Raw genomic sequence first — 17709 nt, 5'->3', positions numbered from 1 at the left:
GGCTCCTATCTTTCCACAGCCGGAGTGATCGGATTCACCGCTAGACCGTCAGCGCGCCCCGCATCGCCGCCAGCACCTCGTGCTCACGCTCCACCGGTTCGAACGGATCGCCGTTGACGAAGATACGCACCTGAATGAGCGCCTGGTGCAGAAGCATCGACAGCCCGTTGAGCACGGTGCCGTCCGCCCGCTGCCAAGCCAGCGCCAGGGCGCTCGGCCACGGTGAGTAGCTCACATCGAAGAGAACGGTGTCGCGCCGAAAATCGGCAGAGAACACGTCGCCGAGCAGGGATCCGCCGGGCAGAGTGCTGATCATGAGGCTTGCCGGGCTGTCCAGCGCGGGAATGGTCGTGATCGGACGGCCCGGTGTGGAGTCGTTCCCCGCTTCCGCGTTCGGCAGCTGGGACACCGTCACCACGAGTCCGCGCGAACGTCCTAGTTCGACCAGAGGGGCGGCCTTGCGGGGGGAACGCACCAGGATGTCCACCGATTCTGCTCCGATTTCAGCGGCGGAGATCAGTGCGGAGGATGCCGTGGCGCCCGCGCCAAGAAGCACCACACGACGTGCCTCGCGGACTCCCCCTTCGGCCAGTGCGCGAACCAAGCCAGGCACATCCGTGTTGAAACCGGACAGCGTGCGGCCGGTTGCACCGTTGCGCAGGAGCACGGTGTTGACCGCACCGGTGTGCTGGGCCAATGAATCGAGATCTGAGATCAGGGCGGCGGCCTCGGTCTTGAGCGGCATCGTCAACGACAGCCCGCGCCACTCGGTGCCGAGACCGTCGATGAAGCCGGTCAGAGAGCCTTCGGACACCTCGATGGCGTCATAGGACCAGTCAAGACCGAGCACACCGTACGCGGCACGATGCAGGGCGGGCGACTGGGAATGCGAGATCGGTGATCCGAGCACGGCGAGGCGCGCCGCCGTTGGTGCAGTCGGCGCCGCTGCCGCTCTCTGCGGGCTAGCCATACTCGGGGTGCTCATCCATCCACGCTAGCCACTTCTCGACTGCAGCATCGTGTTCTTCGATGGTGGTTGAGAAAATTGTCTCTCCGGTGTCCAGATTCCAGGTCACGAAGTAGAGCCAGGTGCCGTCGGCCGGGTGCAGTGCTGCATCGATCGCCAGATCGCCGGGGTTGGAGATCGGTCCGACCGGCAGTCCAGGGTGCAGATAGGTGTTGTACGGGTTGCTTGCGTCTTCGCGCTCGGCGTCGGTCGTGCTCACCCGGTGGGTGTTGCCGGTTCCGTAAGCCACTGTCGCGTCGGACTGCAGCAGACCGCTCGGCCACTGGTCACGATCGAGACGGTTCAGAAAGACGCGCGACACCTTGAAATAGTCGTCTTTCAGACCGGCTTCGCGCTGGATCAGCGATGCCAGAACGATCGTCTTCCATCGGTCGGCGGGAGCGACGCCCGCTGAGTCCAATGCCTCGAACTGCCGATCGACGAGGGTCTTGATGGCGTCATGCGCGCTGATGCCGGGATTGAAGGTGTACGTCGCAGGAAAGAGGAAGCCCTCGAGCTTCGTCGCTTCGGCGGGCAGACCGAACGAGGAGACGTCGCCGGCGGCAGCCTGCAGGTCGGAAAGCGGAATACTCGTGCCCTCTGCGACGAGCTGGAGCACGTCGACCTCAGCGGTTCCCTCAGGGATGATCACGGTCCGGTCGAGTTTGTTCGCCGGGTCCATCAGCGCACTCAACGCCGATTTCGCGCTCATCTTCTGCGCGAGCTTGTAGACGCCGGGTTGAAAAATCGGTGAAGGGGATTGCTTGAGAAGCAGCGAATAGAAGGCATCGAAACTCGCGACGACCTTCTGTGTCGCCAGCGTGTTTGCGATGTCTTCGCCCGTCTCGCCCTCGTGAACCATCACGTTGACGGTTCCCGTTCCGGCACCCTCGAAGTCAGCGGGGCCCTGCGTCTTGGAGATCAACGCGTTGATCGGCCCCTGAAGCGCGAAGGCTCCCCCGGCCATCAGGGCGAAAATCACGACGAAAACGATCAGGCAGCCCCATGCGCCCTTGCGACTCTTCTTCTCTTTCGGCAGCTGCGCCGTGAGCTGCGCTCGGCGCTGGGCCCTGTCATCGGTGCGCGGAGGCTGACCGCCTCCCTCAGGCGCGGCAAGCCCCTGCGCCTGGTCGGCGCCGAGCGCCTTCCCCAACTCGTGCGACTGACCGGCTCCATGCTCCTGGCCCAGCACCATCGGCTGAGCCGACTCCCGCGATGCAGCCGCGCGGGCTTGTTCCGACTCGCGGGCTGCCCGTCGCGACCGGGGCGCCGCCTCGTGCACACCGTGCGCTGCCTCATGGTGATGTGAGGCAGCCGCGGCAGCGCTCTCAGCCGGCGGATGCAGCGTGCCAGGTGATTCGTCACCGCTGGCGGCAGTCCCCGCAAGAAACTCATCCCAGCTCTGCTCACGGCGAGCTGCATCGTCGACACCCGAAGCAGGGCCGGCGGCTGCGGCAGACGCATCGCGTTCTGCCGGCACGGCACCCTCAGCAGGCTTGTCAGCTGCCTCGCCTGCGGGCTTTTCGGGGAAGGAATCCGACACTGTCACGGCCTTTCGCTCGGGGCAACGGGTGAGCCAGCCGGTTGTCCGGAGGAGCGCTCGGTGTCAAGAGCGTGTTGCAAAATTATAGTTGCGGCGACCTGATCGATGACTGGACGCTGCGTCTTCGCCTTGCGGCCGGAGGCCCGCAGCGCCGACTGTGCCGACACGGTCGACAGCCGCTCATCGACCATTCGCACCGGCAACTCGAGCGCCGTCGCCAGCGCACCGGCAAAGTCGCGGGCGTCTTCTGTCGACGCCGTCGACCCGCCCGACATCGAGAGAGGCAGGCCGACAATGATCTCAACGGCGTCCAGCTCGGCGACGATCACGCGGATTCGGTCGAGGTCGGCGTGACCGCCCTGATCTCGACTGACCGTTTCGACCGGGGTGGCCAGCATGCCGTGGGCATCACTCCGCGCCACCCCGATCCGTGCTTTTCCGACGTCAACACCCACCCGAACGCCGTGACGCATGCCCTAGCGGCCCACGGTGTCGCGTACGGCGTCAAGAGCCGCAGGAACTGCCGACAGATTCGGGCCGCCGCCCTGCGCCATGTCGTCCTTGCCGCCTCCGCCGCCGCCGAGGATTCCCGCAACCGCCTTGGCCAGCGCACCAGCCTTGTGGCCGGCATCGCGTGCCGCCTGGTTCGTGGCAACAATGACGACTGCCTTCTCACCGACGGATGCCGCGAGTGCGACGACGGCAGGCTCGCTGCCGAGCCGTTCGCGGGTCGTGGTGACCAGCATCCGCACGTCGTCGGCCGAGTTCAGCGTGCCGAGGTCTTCGGCGACGAGCAGCACCTCTCCGACACGCGCTGCCTTCTCGAGCAGGGCAGGAACCCGGTCGGAGAGCGTGCGTGCTTCGAATGCGGCGATCTTCTTCTCGGCAGCCTTGAGGCTCTGCACCAGGTCGTTGATGCGTTCGGGGAGCTGTTCGCGCGGGGTCTTCAAGTTCTGGGTGAGCGTGGAGACGATTGCTCGCTCGGCAGCCAGATCGCGGAAGGCGTCGAGGCCGACGAGCGATTCGACGCGGCGGTTGGTCGAACCGACCGAGACCTCGCTGACGAGGTTGATCATGCCGATCTCCGCACTCGTCGACACGTGGGTGCCGGCGCAGAGTTCACGCGACCACGGGCCGCCGATGTCGACGACGCGCACGGTCTCGCCATACTTCTCACCGAAGAGGGCCATCGCGCCGAGCGCCTTGGCTTCGGCCAATGGCAGTTCACGAGTGACGACCTCGAGGTTGTCACGGATCGCGTTGTTCGAGATCTCTTCGATCTCGCTGCGGGTCGCCGGCGACAGAGCCTGGTTCCACGAGAAGTCGAGACGAAAGAATCCGGCCTTGTTGTACGACCCGGACTGGTGGGCGTTCGGGCCGAGCACCTGGCGCAGTGCCGCGTGCAGCACGTGAGTGCCCGAGTGCGCCTGACGCGCACCACGGCGCCAATCGGCGTCGACGATGGTCGTCGCGTGCTCACCGACGCCGACTTCGCCCGTCTTCACCTTCACGGTGTGGCTGATCAGGCCCTTGACGGGCTTCTGAACGTCGAGTACCTCGAGCTCGAAGCCGGCGCCGACGATGAGGCCGGCGTCGGCCGCCTGTCCACCCGATTCGGCGTAGAGCGCGGTCTCCTGCAAGATCACCTCGGCCGTCTGACCCGCGACTGCGCTCGTCACCGAGACGCCGTCGACGATGAGGCCCAGCACCGACGACTCGGTCTGGAGGTTGTTGTAGCCGGTGAAGATCGTCTCGCCGAGCGCACGGAAGGTGCTGTACACCGACAGGTCGGCTAGGTGAGTCTTCTTTGCTTTGGCATCGGCCTTCGCCATCGCGCGCTGCTTCGACATCAGGGTGTCGAAAGCTTCGCGGTTGACGGAGAGCCCGGCTTCTTCGGCCATTTCGAGGGTGATCTCGATGGGGAACCCATAGGTGTCGTGAAGCAGGAACGCAGTGTCGCCGGCGAGCTCGGTCTTGCTCTGGCTCTTCGTCTTCGCGACGGCCAGGTCGAGAACGCTGCTGCCACTCGCGAGAGTGCGCAGGAATGTCTCTTCTTCGGCATAGGCAGCCTGGCTGATACGACTGTAGTCGGCCTTGACCTCCGGGTACGACGAGCTCATCGCGTCGCGCGAGGCGGGGAAGAGCTCGGGGAAGGTGGCTTCCTCGACACCGAGCAGACGCATCGCGCGCACGCTCCGACGCATCAGGCGGCGCAGGATGTAGCCGCGGCCCTCATTGGACGGCATCACGCCGTCGCTCATCAGCATCAAGGAGGAGCGCACGTGGTCGGCGACGATGCGCATCCGCACGTCGTCGCCGTGGTCGGCACCATAGCGACGGCCCGACAGGGCGGCGGCGCGGTCGAGAACCGGGCGCACCTGGTCGATCTCGTACATGTTCTCGACGCCCTGCTTGAGAAAGGCGACCCGCTCAAGGCCCATGCCGGTGTCGATGTTCTTCTTGGGCAGTTCGCCGAGAATCTCGAAGTCGTTCTTGCTGGTGCCCTCGCCACGCAGGTACTGCATGAAGACGAGGTTCCAGATTTCGACGTATCGGTCGTCGTCGGTCGCCGGGCCGCCGTCGGCGCCGTAGGCGGGGCCGCGGTCGAAGAAGATCTCAGAGCAGGGGCCGGCCGGGCCGGGCTGACCGGTTGACCAGTAGTTGGTGTCCATGCCGAGGCGCTGGATGCGCTCTTCAGGCAGGCCGAGGGCGCGCCAGTACCGAATCGCCTCGTCGTCATCCTTGTAGACGGTGACCCAGAGGTCTTTCTCCAAGAAACCGTACCCGCCGGCGTTCTCTGGCGAGGTGAGCAGCTCCCAGGCGTAGTTGATCGCCTGTTCCTTGAAGTAGTCGCCGAACGAGAAGTTGCCGTTCATCTGAAAGAACGTGCCGTGGCGCGGGGTCTTACCGACCTCTTCGATGTCGTTGGTGCGAATGCACTTCTGCACACTCGTGGCGCGCGGGAACGGCGCGGGAACGAGACCGGTCAGGTAGGGCACGAACGGCACCATGCCTGCCACGGTGAAGAGCAGCGTCGGGTCGTCGCTCACCAGGGAGGCCGAGGGTACGACCGTGTGGCCACGATCAGCGAAAAAGTCGAGCCAGCGCCCGCGAATGTCTGCAGTCTGCATGTGTTCCGTAGTTCAGAGGAGTCGAATGGGGGTAAAAACTGAAAGTGAGAGTGCCGCGCTACTTGGCGTCGGCGGCGGCGTCGCCGGTCGAGCCGTCAGCAGAGGCGGCGGCTGAGTCGGCAGCTGAGTCGGCGGCGGCCGCGTCGAATGCGGCATCCTCAGCCTCAATGTCGACGGCTGAGTCAGCGTTCGTTGTTGCTTTCGCAAAGGAGGACGGCCCGGAGAACGGTACAGACGACGAAGCGGTCGGCGCATCTCCGTCGCCGAGAGCGGCACGCAATTCGGCCTCACGCTGACGGTAGCCATCCGACATTGCCTCGCCGAATTCACGGGCCTTGGCATCGAGATCACTGAAGAACTGTTTGCCCTGCTGGGTCTTGTTGACCTCGTGCGCGACGACGAAACCAGCAGCGACTCCGACAACCAACCAGATGAAGTTCTTCATGACAATGCTCCCTGATATCTATCGATCGGCACACTGCGGCGCAGCCGATCATCGTTCAAGAGTAGTGGCTCAGCCTCTGCGGCGACTGGAGCCTGACCGACGGCCTGTTGCAAACGCCGCGCGCACCCCGGCTGAGAAGCCGGCGATTTTGATCAATGGGCCGCCGACGGTGGCGGCGAAGAGCGCGACGAGCGCTGAGACGTTGCCGGTGACGTCTGCGACGTTCGAGGTGATGGTGTCGACCCTGGCCAACTGCTTGTTGGTCTCTTTGATCGTCTCCGCGCTCTCTTGGAGCAACGGCGTGACGTTGTCACTCACCTCACGGATGGCGTGGGTCGTCTCATCGAAGACCCGTCCGAGTTTAATGAGTGGAATGGCGATGAATCCCACCAGCACAGCAAAAACCAGTGCGGCGATCAATCCGACGATGTCTCCACCGGTCATGTGTGAACACCTTTCATTCCAGAAATGGCATACATCTGCGCGAGACGAGCGCAGATACGCAAAGGGCGGACCATCCAATGGATGATCCGCCCTCCAGCGTAGTTCAGTTGCGAAGCAGTGTGCTGCTTAGCGTGCTGCGTAGTACTCGACGACGAGCTGAACTTCACAGGTCACGGGGACCTCTGCACGCTTCGGGCGACGCACGAGGCGTGCCTGCAGCTTGTCGAGTTCAACCTCGAGGTAGACCGGAAGCTTCGGCAGAACATCGACGTGTCCGCCGGCTGCGGCGACCTGGAAGATGTCCATGCCTTCGCTCTTCGGCTTGACGTGGATGAGCTGACCCGGCTTCACGCGGAACGACGGGCGGTCAACGAGCTGGCCGTCAACGAGGATGTGACGGTGCACAACCATCTGACGAGCCTGCGCGGTGGTGCGAGCGATAGCTGCACGCACGAGCAAAGCGTCGAGACGGGTCTCGAGGATCTCGACCAGGTTTTCACCGGTCAGGCCCTGGGTGCGACGTGCTTCCTGGAAAGCAATCTTCAGCTGGGCTTCGCGGATGCCGTACTGGGCACGCAGGCGCTGCTTCTCGCGCAGGCGAACTGCGTAGTCGGAGTCAGCCTTGCGCTTGGTGCGGCCGTGCTCGCCCGGAGCGTAGGGACGCTTCTCGAGGTACTTGGCTGCCTTCGGCGTCAGGGCGATGCCCAGCGCGCGAGACAAGCGGGTCTTGCTACGGGTACGTGACTTGGTAGACACGGTGTCCTTTCAATAAATCTCAAACAGGGAATCCCGGGCCCAGGCACGGTCACGATGAGATCGACGGCGCCGGATACCCGGGGAAAGTCAGAGGGGTGTTGCCGCGGGCCGCTCGGCTACAGAGCGAATCCCAACTATCTGGTGCCGGACGCAGCCGCACGCCAAAACCAGTAGTAGGCAGCGATAAGACTAACACAGCCGCCGTCTCGAAATGAGCTATTCGCCACGCACAATCCGGCGAATCTTGATCAGCCGCGCCGAGACCTCGCGCTCATTGCCGTGCTCGGTCGGTTCGTAGTACCGAACCCGCTTCAATTCGTCAGGCGGATATTGCTGGGTGAGCACCCCCAAAGCGTCGTCATGGGGGTATTTGTATCCCTTGCCATGGCCGAGTCGTTTGGCACCGGCATAGTGCGCATCCCGCAAATGCTTGGGCACGCGGCCGGTCTTTCCGGCCCGCACATCGCTGATCGCGGCGTCGAGCGCCATGTAGGCCGCGTTCGACTTCGGCGCGGTCGCCAGGTGCACGACCGCCTGGGCCAGCGGGATTCGCCCCTCCGGCATGCCGATCAGCTGCACGGCGTCGGCGGCCGCCACTGCGATCACGAGCGCTTGGGGGTCGGCCATACCGATGTCTTCTGAGGCGAGCACGATGATGCGGCGCGCGATGAACCGGGCATCTTCACCGGCTTCGATCATGCGGGCGAGGTAGTGGAGCGAGGCGTCGACATCCGACCCGCGCACCGATTTAATGAAGGCACTGATGACGTCGTAGTGCTCATCGCCGTTGCGGTCGTAGCGCAGCAGCGCGCGGTCAACGGCCAGCGCGACGATCTCGGTCGTGATGACGGGTTTCTGAACACCCGCAGGTGCCGCACGCTTCTTGGCTGCGGTGGACGGCGCGACGAGAGCCGAGGAGGCCGCAGAGACCGACGCCGCCTCCAACGCGGTGAGCGCCCGGCGCGCATCGCCGGAGGCCAGACGGATGATGGCCGCTCGCGCGTCGGTTTCGAGCACGAAGCCGTCGGCGAGACCACGGTCGTCGACCAGCGCGCGATCGACGACAATGCCCAGATCGTCGTCGCTGAGCACCTCGAGAGTGAGAAGAAGCGAGCGAGACAGCAGCGGTGAAATAACCGAGAACGAGGGGTTCTCCGTCGTTGCGGCGACAAGGATGATGACGCCGTTCTCAACGCCCGGCAGCAAAGCGTCTTGCTGTGCCTTGCTGAACCGGTGGATCTCGTCGAGAAAGAGCACCGTCGAGAGGCCATAGAGGTCGCGGCTCGTGCGCGCCTCTTCCATCACCTGGCGCACATCGCGTACTCCGGCGGTCACCGCCGACAGTTCGACGAAACGGCGCCCTGAACTGTGCGCAATCGCCTGAGCCAGTGTTGTCTTGCCGGTGCCGGGAGGCCCCCAGAGAATGACGGACACTGAGCCCTGCTGCCCCGTCTTGTCACTGGCCAGGCTCACCAGGGGTGAACCGGGGGTCAGCAGATGGCGTTGGCCTGCAACCTCGTCAAGACTCTTCGGGCGCATGCGAACGGCCAGAGGCGTTGCGCCTCGCTGCAGTCCCGGCTGCAGTCCCGGTTGAGCATCAGACATCCCTCCAGCGTAGTTTGTGCGACTGACACGCGGTTCCGCTGCCGCCGGGTGCAACATCCGCTGCCCGTCATTTGTTCAGTGTCGCCAGGTTGCGTAGAGTTCAACGAGGTCCGGGGCCGACACGCCCCGGCCTTCTACTGTCTGGCGACCCGATTGGGCGCCACCAGCACCGCCGGCCCCCCGGCCAATCAGGAGGACTCGAGTGGCACAGAACCCCAAGCAGGACCGCGAGGCTCGCGCACGAGTGCGCAGCTACCAGGCGCGCCGCACGGTGAACCAGAACCAGCAGAAGCGTCGCAAGCGGGACAACATCATCGCCGGCAGCGCCCTCGTCGTTGTGCTCGTGCTCGCTGTCGGCGCCCAGCTGCTCTTCTTCAACGGCGGTCCGGGAACTCCCGCAGCGACCCCCAAACCGTCCGCGACGCCCACCACGGTGCCCACGGCAACCCCGACTGCTGCCGCCGGGGCGAACTCCGGCGATGTTCCGCCGAGCACGCTGGCCGAAGGTCGCACCTGGACGGGAACGCTGACCCTCAACGATGTTCCGCTCGGCTTCGAGCTCGACGGTGCCACCGCACCGCAGGGCGTGTCGTCGACGATCAGCTTGATTCAGAAGGGTTTCTACAGCGGGGTTTCCTGCCACCGTCTCACCACCGGCGGATTCTTTGTTTTGCAGTGTGGTGACCCGACCGGCGATGGCACTGGCGGCCCTGGCTACAGCTATGGCCCGATCGAGAATGCTCCGGCAGACGACGTCTACCCGGCCGGCACGCTGGCCATGGCTCGCGCCGGCGGCAACGCGTCAAGCATGGGCAGCCAGTTCTTCATCGTCTACGACGACACCACGATTCCGGCGGATGCCGCCGGTGGCTACACCGTGCTCGGAAAGATCACGAGCGGACTCGATGAGCTCAAGGCGAAAATCACCGATGCCGGTGTCGTCGACGGCGCAACCGACGGCGCTCCCGTCGTCCCGACGACTATCACGTCGGTAACAGTTCAGTAGTAACTTCCGGCACTCGGTCGGCTTGCAATAGGCTTGTGCCCGTATTGGCCCGTTGTATCGGCCCATTGGCGGGCAGACAATTAATTTAAGGTGAGGCTCTTGACTACGACAGATCAGCAACCATGGGGTCGCGTAGACGAAACCGGCACGGTTTACGTGCGCGAGGCGTCAGGCGAACGTGCCGTTGGGCAGTACCCCGACGCCACTCCGGCGGAGGCGCTCGCGTACTTCGAGCGTAAATACGTCGAACTGAACGGCCAGGTGACGCTTCTCGAACAGCGCGCCAAGGGTGGCGCGCCCGCTGCGGACATCGCGAAGGCCGTCGCCAACCTGCAGGCTGCACTGGTGAACGCCAATGCGGTCGGCAACCTCGCCGCGCTCACCGAGCGTCTCGGAGCCCTCGGCGGCACCGTCAGCGAGTTGACCGAGCAGCAGGGCGCAGAGGCCAAGGCACAGTCAGCCGCCGCTCTGGCCGAGCGCGCTGCCATCGTCGAAGAGGCTGAGCGGCTCGCCGCAGAGGACCCGGCGAAGACGCAGTGGAAGCAGACCAGCGCTGCCCTCGACGCTCTCTTCGTGAAGTGGCAGGCGCACCAGCACGACGCGCCGCGCATTCCGAAGGGTGAGGCCAATGAGCTGTGGAAGCGATTCCGTGCTGCGCGCACCACGATCGAGCAGAACCGCAAGGCTTTCTTCGCTGAGCTCGACAGCGCACACAAAGACGTTCGTAACCGCAAGCAGCAGCTGATTGCCCAGGCTGAGGCCCTCGCGCCGCAGGGCGCCGATGGAATCAACAGCTACCGCACGCTGCTCGACGAGTGGAAGCTCGCCGGGCGCAGCGGCAAGAAGCAGGACGACGCCATGTGGGCGAAGTTCAAGGCTGCCGGCGATGTGCTCTACAGCGCGAAGTCTGAGGTTGACGCTGCCGAGAACGAAGAGTTCTCTGGTAACCTCGAGCAGAAGCTTGAGCTTCTGACCGAGGCAGAGGCGCTGCTCACCGAGACCGACCGCACGAAGGCGCGCACCGCCCTCTCCGGCATCCAGCGCCGCTGGGATGAAATCGGCAAGGTTCCGCGCGACCAGGTCAAGGTCGTCGAGGATCGTATGCGCAAGGTCGAAGCCGCAGTGCGCAAGCTGGACGACGATTTCTGGAAGCGCAACAACCCCGAGACTGAGGCCCGCACCGCCGGGCTCGCGGGTCAGCTGCACGATGCGATCACCAAGCTGGAGGCCGAACTGGCCGAGGCTGAGGCGAGCAAGGATGCCGCGGCTATTGCCGAAGCGACCGAGGCTCTGGCTGCACGCAAGGCGTGGCTGAACGCGATCGAGAAGTAACGCTCCACAAGCGTCACAAGGCCAGGATCTGTCCACAGATCCTGGCCTTTCGCTGTCGGTGCGGATGCCGCGAACGAGTCTGGTCTGATGCACTCACGACTCAGCTCCGTTCTCACCACCGCCGATCTTCCGATCGCCGAGCTGTCGAGTGCTCGCCTCGACGGAGAGCTTTTCGGTCTGGGCGAGTTCTGGTGTCCGATCGATGTGCACGATGAGCCGGCCACTCGCGCCCTGAGCGTGGCACGTCTGCTCCCCCGCCGCGCGATCGCCGAGCTTCAGAGCGCGGCCTGGATCTACGGCGTCGCTCCGGAGCCTGCGCAGCACCGCGTTTGCGTCGACACGCGTGCACGCGCCGTCATCGCCTCATCACCCCGACTCCAGGTGCGCGAGCTACGCCGAGTGGGCGACGACAGCCAGCTGATCGGCGGGCTGGGCGTCACCACACCGCTGCGAACGGCAATCGACCTTGCGAGATGGGAACAACCGACGACATTGGCCGTGCCGGAGGTGCTGGCCGGCCTTCTTCGCTATGCCGGGTTCGCCAGTGTCGGCCCCGTGCTCGAGGGTTTTGTCGCGCACTCCAGGGCCGAGGCGCGGCGCGCACTCGATCGGCTGGCCCAGACCCAGCTTCTTCTTAACGATCGGCCTCACGGGCCTGACTCTTCACCTCGTTGGTTGAGCTTGGCGAAACCCCCTGAGCCGACCCTCTAACCGGAGTTGCGTCTGCCGGCAAACCACCGGAGTCCCTGCATGTGTCGGAGGTCTCAGTATTCGGTCCACAAGCGCGACGCACGGAACGTCGTTGCGCGGGTCGGATGCCGCTGCGCTGGTGGGCGCCAACGCGCGTGACGGCATCCGACCCGCGCAGCGTCAACCTGCGCGACTCTCTCCAGCGCTCCGACCCGCGGCGCGGCGCTGAACCCGCTCAGCTCCGGCGCAAGGAGCGAAGGCGCGAGCCCCCCCTCTCGACGTGTTCCGTCCCATTCGACGGAGATTCGACCCAGAAACACGACTTTCAGCGCGAAAACAGCCAAAATCACGAAAATCTCCGTCGAATGGGGAACGCGGGTGGGGCCGGATGGGGTTGGGTTCGCTGGAAGCCGGGGCGGATGTTGCGGCGTCAGCCGCGGCGTCAGCCGCGGCGTCAGCCGCGGCGTCGCGCGGCGTCGCGCGGCGTCGCGCGGCGTCGCGCGGGCCTCGAGCTCAACCGGCCGCTGTCACTCGGTCGACATCGCGGCGGATGCAACATGGCCGCGGGCCGAGCGACGGGAGCGGGTCTAGCCGTCGCTGACCCGGTACACGTCGTAGACAGCGTCGATGCGCCGCACAGCGTTGAGTACACGGTCCAGGTGGGTGGTGTCGCCCATCTCGAAAACGAAGCGACTGAGCGCCAACCGAGCGCTCGACGTGTTCACTGTCGCCGACAGAATGTTGACATGATGCTCAGACAGCACCCGAGTGACGTCAGAGAGCAGTCCGGAGCGATCAAGGGCTTCGATCTGAATCTGCACCATGAAGAGACTCTTGGAGGTGGGTGCCCACTCGACGTCGATCATCCGCTCGGGTTCCTTGAGCAGCGACTGCACGTTGTGGCACGACTTCTGGTGCACCGAGACACCGGAGCCCCGGGTGATGAAACCGACGATCTCGTCGCCCGGAACCGGGGTACAACAGCGGGCCAGCTTCACCAGGATGTCGGGGGCCCCGCGCACAAGAATGCCCGAGTCGCTGCTGCGCAGAGTGTGAGTGCGGCCCCGCGGTGCCACCGGAAGATCGGTGCTGTAGATCTCTTCGACGGTTTGCAGCGACGAGACGACTTTCTCGAGCACCGACTGAGTCGAGACATGACCCTCCCCGACAGCGGCATACAGCGCCGAGACGTCTTCGTACTTCAGCTGAGCCGCGACCTCCGCAAAGGAGTCCTGGTTCATCAGTTTCTGCAGCGGTAGGTTCTGTTTGCGCATCGCGCGAGCGATGGCATCGCGGCCCTGCTCGATCGCTTCGTCGCGCCGTTCTTTCGTGAACCACTGGCGAATCTTGTTGCGGGCCCTGGGGCTCTTGACGAAGTTCAGCCAGTCCTGGCTGGGACCTGAGTCGGGGTTCTTGGAGGTGAAGACCTCGACGACGTCGCCTGTGTTCAGCGTGCTTTCCAGCGGAACGAGGCGCCCGTTGACCTTGGAGCCCATGGTGCGGTGGCCGACTTCGGTGTGCACCGCATAGGCGAAGTCAACCGGCGTCGCGCCGGCGGGCAATCCGATGACGCGGCCCTTCGGCGTGAAGACGTAGACCTCTTTGGCACCGATCTCGTAGCGCAGCGAGTCGAGGAACTCGCCGGGATCGGCGGTCTCGGCCTGCCAGTCCGAGATGTGCGCGAGCCAGGCCATGTCGGTGTCGTTGTGCAGCCCTGGACCGCTCGACTTGCCGTTGACCTGCTCTTTGTACTTCCAGTGAGCCGCCACACCGAACTCGGCACGCTGGTGCATTTCTTGGGTGCGAATCTGAATCTCGACCGGGCGACCGCTCGGGCCGAGCACCGTCGTGTGCAGCGACTGGTAGAGGTTGAACTTCGGGGTGGCGATGTAGTCCTTGAACCGGCCGGGCAACGGAGTCCAGCGGGCATGGATCGCACCGAGCACCGCGTAACAGTCACGCACCGAGTTCACGAGAACCCGGATGCCGACGAGGTCGTAGATCTCGTCGAACTCGCGCCCGCGCACGACCATCTTCTGATAGATCGAGTAGTACTGCTTGGGGCGCCCGGCAACCTTGCCCCTGATGCGCGCCGCTTTCAGATCCTCGTTGATGTTGTCGATGACCTGCTGCACGAACTCTTCGCGCTGCGGCGTGCGCTGCTTGACCAGGCTCTCGATCTCGGCATAGAGCTTGGGGTACAACACGGCGAACGAGAGGTCTTCCAGCTCCCACTTGATCGCCTGAATACCCAGGCGATGCGCGAGCGGGGCGTAGATTTCCAGCGTCTCGGTCGCCTTGCGGGCCGCCGACTCCGCTGGCACGAAACCCCAGGTGCGCGCATTGTGCAGCCGGTCGGCCAGCTTGATGATGAGCACGCGGATGTCTTTGGACATCGCGACGATCATCTTGCGCACCGTCTCGGCCTGGGTGCTGTCGCCGTACTTGACCTTGTCGAGCTTGGTGACGCCATCCACGAGCATCGTGATCTCGTCGCCGAAGTCAGCACGCAGCTGGTCGAGCGTGTACTCGGTGTCCTCGACGGTGTCGTGAAGAAGCGCCGCAGCGACAGTCTTCGGACCGATACCGAGGTCGGCGAGAATCTGCGCGACCGCGACCGGGTGCGTGATGTACGGCTCGCCACTGCGACGTTTCTGCCCGGAATGGGCCCGCTCTGCAGCGGTGTACGCACGCTCGATGATCGACAGATCGGCCTTCGGATGATGCATCCGAACCGTCTTGATCAGGGTGTCAACGGCGCCAGCCGGTTGAGCACGGGAGAAGATGCGAGGAACCAAGCGGCGCAGTGACGCGGCCGACGGAGTCGTTGTGTCGCTCATCACGTGACCTCACCTCTTCGAGCCACCGGGTGCTCACTTCACAATTATCGCTGCATCGGCGGCGGGCGCGTTACCACGCCGCCTGCAAAAAAACTCCCGGTGACCACGAAACGAGTTCGTGGTCACCGGGAGTCAGGATCAAGCGGTTACTTCGGCACCGGCCTGCTGGTCGGCCTTGGCGCGGAGCGCAAGAGCCTTCTTGTCTGCCTTGCGAATCGCCGGCTCGTTCTCACGCAAGTGAGCATAGAGCGGCGCGGCGATGAAGATCGTCGAGTACGTACCGACGAGCATACCGATCAGCAGGGCGAGCGAGATGTCGCGCAACGTTCCGGCACCGAGCAAGAACGCTCCGATGAACAGAATCGACGCGACGGGCAGCAACGCCACAACCGAAGTGTTGATCGAGCGAACCAGGGTCTGGTTCACTGCAAGGTTCACCGAGCCCGCGAAAGTACGGTTCGATTCTTCGAACGTGTTCTCTCGCACCTTGTCAAAGACCACGACGGTGTCATAGAGCGAGTAACCCAGAATCGTGAGGAATCCGATGACCGCAGCCGGGGTGATTTCAAACCCGGTGAGGCCGTAGACACCGGCGGTGATGATCAAGTCGTGAACCAGTCCGACCATCGCAGCGAGCGACATCTTCCAGGTGCGGAAGTACAACGCCATCACAACCGCGGCCAGCACCAAGAAGATGGCCAAACCGCGCAGAGCTTGTCCGGTGATATCCGCACCCCACGACGGGCCGATGAACGAGGATGTCACCTGGGTGGCCGGCACATCGTAGGCCGTGGCCAATTCGTTGCTCAGCTCACGGCTTTCATCGCTGGTCAGCTGGTCGGTCTGCACCCGGATTGAGTTGTTACCGACGGTTGTCACCTTCGGAACAGCGTCGGGCACGACAGTAGCGACAGCGTCGATGGCCGGTTGTTGGCTCTGCGTGGCAACATCCGACACGATGAATTCAGATCCACCGGTGAATTCGATTCCGAAGACGAATCCACCGCGCAGGAACGGGCCCACAATGGCGATCAGCATCATCACTGCTGCGATCGAGTACCAGAGCTTCCGGCGACCGATGATGTTGTAGGAACGCTTGCCGGTGTGCAGGTCGTTTCCGAACTGGGCGAAACTAGCCATTAGGAGTTCTTCCCCTCGGTCGACTGAGAGGAATCTGCGCTAGCCAGTTCGGCTGCCTTCCGCTCGGCGATGGTCTGACGTTTGGCCGCCTCTTTACTGGAGGACGCGACCTTGGTGGTTGCGATGGCTGCTGACGGCCGGAACTGGGCGCGCCCTCGATAGGCAGCGCCCAAGGCCCGCGGATCAAGTCCGCTGAGCTTGTGGCCCTCGCCAAAGAACTTGGTCTGAGCCAGCAGCTGAAGAATCGGGTGGGTGAACAGCATGACGACGACGACGTCGACGATCGTCGTGATCCCGAGCGTGAGCGCGAAGCCCTTGACGTTGCCGACGGCCACGATGAACAGCACAGCGGCGGCGAGGAAGTTCACGGCGTCAGAGGCAAGAATCGTGCGGATCGCACGCTTCCAGCCGGCTTCGACCGACGACTCGAGGCCGCGGCCGTCGCGGAGTTCGTCACGCACCCGCTCGAAATAGACGATGAACGAGTCGGCGGTGATACCGATGGCCACGATCAGACCTGCCACGCCGGCCAACGAGAGTCGATAGCCTTCTCGCCACGACAGGATCGTGATGATCAGATAGGTGATCGTATAGGCCACGGCCAGCGACGCGACGGTAAGGAATCCCAGCGAACGGTATTGGATCAGCGAGTAGATCACCACGAGGATCAAACCGATCAGGCCGGCGATCAGGCCGCTGATGAGCTGGGTAGAGCCGAGCGTCGCGGAGATCGTCTCGTTGCTCTGCACGGTGAAGCTGATCGGCAGCGCGCCGAACTTCAGCTGATCGGCGAGAGCCTTCGCAGATTCCTGGGTGAAGTTGCCGCTGATCTCCGCCTTGCCGTTGGTGATCACGGCATTCGAGCTCGGAGCAGAAATCACCGAACCATCGAGCACGATGGCGAACTGGTTCTGCACGCCGGTGAGGCCGCCCAAGCGGGTCGTGACCTCAGCAAACTGCTTGGTGCCCGTGGAGTCGAAGACCATGTTCACGACCCAGAGGCCGGTGGTCGTGCCATTTTGGTTGGTCTGCTGACCACTCGACGCATCCGAGACGTGCTCGCCGCTGATCTCGACCGGGCCGAGGATGTACTTGACCGAACCGTCGGCCTCGCAGGTGATCAACGGCTCATCGGCCGGGGCCACGTTCGTCGTGTTGATGCTGGAGCAGTCAAAGTTGTCGAACTCGGCCTGCAACGCGGGGGTGACCTGGCTGAGGTCGCTCGGGCTGGTCGGCTTCGCTGTCGGCGTGGTCGACAGGTTGGGATCGATGCTGGGCGTCGGAACCGGCGTGGCAGTGGTTCCGTCGGGATTCATGCTCTGAGCAGACGGCTGGCCGGCGACGAGAACAGGTCGGAACTCAAGCTTCGCCGATGACTCGATGCGGTTGATCGTCTCCGCGTCGGGAGTTCCCGGGAGCGAGACGACGACGTTCTGGCCGCTCGTGTTGATCTCCGCTTCGGAGACTCCAGAGGAGTCGATGCGCTGGCGGATGATCGATACAGCTTGGTTCAGCTGTTCCTGCGAAACAGTCTCACCCGAAGCAACCTTCGGAGCGAGGATGATCTGAGTTCCGCCCTCGAGGTCAAGAGCGAGCTTGGGTGTCCACGACCCTCCCCCAGTGAAGACGCCAATGGCGTTGATCGCGAAGAGGCCGACGATAATAACGCCTAGCCAGGAAAGGGAACGCCAGGCCTTCTTAGCCGGGGACGACTTTGCCACCTATGAACTCAGCTTTCTATGCTCGTGCCCGCGCCGGAAGGCACGGGCAC

General features: G+C 64.1%; 14 protein-coding genes. 3 read left to right on the top strand and 11 right to left on the bottom strand.

The genetic code is table 11. From position 1 onward, the window contains the following. Positions 1-40 precede the first annotated feature (40 nt). The 8 genes from ABD791_RS03825 to ABD791_RS03790 form a co-directional block, all read right to left on the bottom strand. Positions 41-985 carry a shikimate dehydrogenase family protein gene (locus tag ABD791_RS03825; RefSeq protein ID WP_345062436.1) on the bottom strand — a complete coding sequence of 315 codons (945 nt, stop codon included), beginning with the start codon at positions 983-985 and terminating at the stop codon, positions 41-43. Beyond that, on the bottom strand, positions 963-2549 hold the full coding sequence (mltG, locus tag ABD791_RS03820) for an endolytic transglycosylase MltG (protein ID WP_345062434.1): 1587 nt from the start codon (positions 2547-2549) through the stop codon (positions 963-965). The genes ABD791_RS03825 and mltG overlap by 23 nt, the downstream gene beginning before the upstream one ends. Positions 2550-2551: 2 nt before the next feature. Continuing rightward, positions 2552-3022 carry a Holliday junction resolvase RuvX gene (ruvX, locus tag ABD791_RS03815; protein ID WP_345062432.1) on the bottom strand — a complete coding sequence of 157 codons (471 nt, stop codon included), beginning with the start codon at positions 3020-3022 and terminating at the stop codon, positions 2552-2554. A gap of 3 nt (positions 3023-3025) precedes the next feature. After that, a complete protein-coding gene (alaS, locus tag ABD791_RS03810) occupies positions 3026-5680 on the bottom strand; it encodes an alanine--tRNA ligase (protein WP_345062430.1) in 2655 nt (884 codons plus the stop codon). Between the two features lie 58 nt (positions 5681-5738). Further along, positions 5739-6125, bottom strand: coding sequence for a hypothetical protein (locus tag ABD791_RS03805; RefSeq protein WP_345062428.1), 387 nt, complete (start codon positions 6123-6125; stop codon positions 5739-5741). Positions 6126-6194: 69 nt separating this feature from the next. After that, positions 6195-6569: a DUF948 domain-containing protein gene (locus ABD791_RS03800; protein WP_345062426.1), complete on the bottom strand. Its 375-nt coding sequence runs from the start codon at positions 6567-6569 to the stop codon at positions 6195-6197. Positions 6570-6695: 126 nt separating this feature from the next. Further along, on the bottom strand, positions 6696-7325 hold the full coding sequence (gene rpsD / locus ABD791_RS03795) for a 30S ribosomal protein S4 (RefSeq protein WP_345062424.1): 630 nt from the start codon (positions 7323-7325) through the stop codon (positions 6696-6698). Between the two features lie 216 nt (positions 7326-7541). Further along, positions 7542-8930: a replication-associated recombination protein A gene (locus tag ABD791_RS03790; protein ID WP_345062422.1), complete on the bottom strand. Its 1389-nt coding sequence runs from the start codon at positions 8928-8930 to the stop codon at positions 7542-7544. A 202-nt stretch (positions 8931-9132) separates the two neighbouring features. On the opposite strand from ABD791_RS03790, the gene ABD791_RS03785 reads away from it, so the two are divergent. The 3 genes from ABD791_RS03785 to ABD791_RS03775 all read left to right on the top strand — a co-directional run bounded on the left by ABD791_RS03785 (position 9133) and on the right by ABD791_RS03775 (position 11979). Next, positions 9133-9936 (top strand): peptidylprolyl isomerase, encoded by an 804-nt coding sequence (locus ABD791_RS03785; protein ID WP_345062420.1) that lies wholly within the window; start codon positions 9133-9135, stop codon positions 9934-9936. A 99-nt stretch (positions 9937-10035) separates the two neighbouring features. Beyond that, positions 10036-11268: a DUF349 domain-containing protein gene (locus tag ABD791_RS03780; RefSeq protein ID WP_345062418.1), complete on the top strand. Its 1233-nt coding sequence runs from the start codon at positions 10036-10038 to the stop codon at positions 11266-11268. An 87-nt stretch (positions 11269-11355) separates the two neighbouring features. Further along, a complete protein-coding gene (locus ABD791_RS03775) occupies positions 11356-11979 on the top strand; it encodes a hypothetical protein (RefSeq protein WP_345062416.1) in 624 nt (207 codons plus the stop codon). A gap of 566 nt (positions 11980-12545) precedes the next feature. On the opposite strand, the gene ABD791_RS03770 is transcribed toward ABD791_RS03775, so the two are convergent. The 3 genes from ABD791_RS03770 to secD all read right to left on the bottom strand — a co-directional run bounded on the left by ABD791_RS03770 (position 12546) and on the right by secD (position 17659). Continuing rightward, on the bottom strand, positions 12546-14798 hold the full coding sequence (locus ABD791_RS03770) for a RelA/SpoT family protein (RefSeq protein ID WP_345062414.1): 2253 nt from the start codon (positions 14796-14798) through the stop codon (positions 12546-12548). A gap of 138 nt (positions 14799-14936) precedes the next feature. Then, positions 14937-15938, bottom strand: coding sequence for a protein translocase subunit SecF (gene secF, locus ABD791_RS03765; protein WP_345062412.1), 1002 nt, complete (start codon positions 15936-15938; stop codon positions 14937-14939). Beyond that, a complete protein-coding gene (gene secD / locus ABD791_RS03760; RefSeq protein ID WP_345062410.1) occupies positions 15938-17659 on the bottom strand; it encodes a protein translocase subunit SecD in 1722 nt (573 codons plus the stop codon). The genes secF and secD overlap by 1 nt, the downstream gene beginning before the upstream one ends. Between the last annotated feature and the right edge of the window lie 50 nt (positions 17660-17709).

Source organism: Glaciibacter kafniensis, from assembly GCF_039538945.1.
GTDB lineage: Bacteria > Actinomycetota > Actinomycetes > Actinomycetales > Microbacteriaceae > Cryobacterium > Cryobacterium kafniensis.
This window is presented reverse-complemented; position numbering and strand designations above follow the sequence as displayed.

Excerpts from the sequence above, each read along its gene's own strand:
- ABD791_RS03775 (WP_345062416.1), top strand. The coding sequence starts at position 11,356 with ATGCACTCACGACTCAGCTCCGTTCTCACCACCGCCGATCTTCCGATC.
- ruvX (WP_345062432.1), bottom strand. The coding sequence starts at position 3,022 with ATGCGTCACGGCGTTCGGGTGGGTGTTGACGTCGGAAAAGCACGGATC.
- alaS (WP_345062430.1), bottom strand. The coding sequence starts at position 5,680 with ATGCAGACTGCAGACATTCGCGGGCGCTGGCTCGACTTTTTCGCTGAT.
- ABD791_RS03770 (WP_345062414.1), bottom strand. The coding sequence starts at position 14,798 with ATGAGCGACACAACGACTCCGTCGGCCGCGTCACTGCGCCGCTTGGTT.
- ABD791_RS03805 (WP_345062428.1), bottom strand. The coding sequence starts at position 6,125 with ATGAAGAACTTCATCTGGTTGGTTGTCGGAGTCGCTGCTGGTTTCGTC.
- ABD791_RS03800 (WP_345062426.1), bottom strand. The coding sequence starts at position 6,569 with ATGACCGGTGGAGACATCGTCGGATTGATCGCCGCACTGGTTTTTGCT.
- secF (WP_345062412.1), bottom strand. The coding sequence starts at position 15,938 with ATGGCTAGTTTCGCCCAGTTCGGAAACGACCTGCACACCGGCAAGCGT.
- ABD791_RS03825 (WP_345062436.1), bottom strand. The coding sequence starts at position 985 with ATGAGCACCCCGAGTATGGCTAGCCCGCAGAGAGCGGCAGCGGCGCCG.
- ABD791_RS03790 (WP_345062422.1), bottom strand. The coding sequence starts at position 8,930 with ATGTCTGATGCTCAACCGGGACTGCAGCCGGGACTGCAGCGAGGCGCA.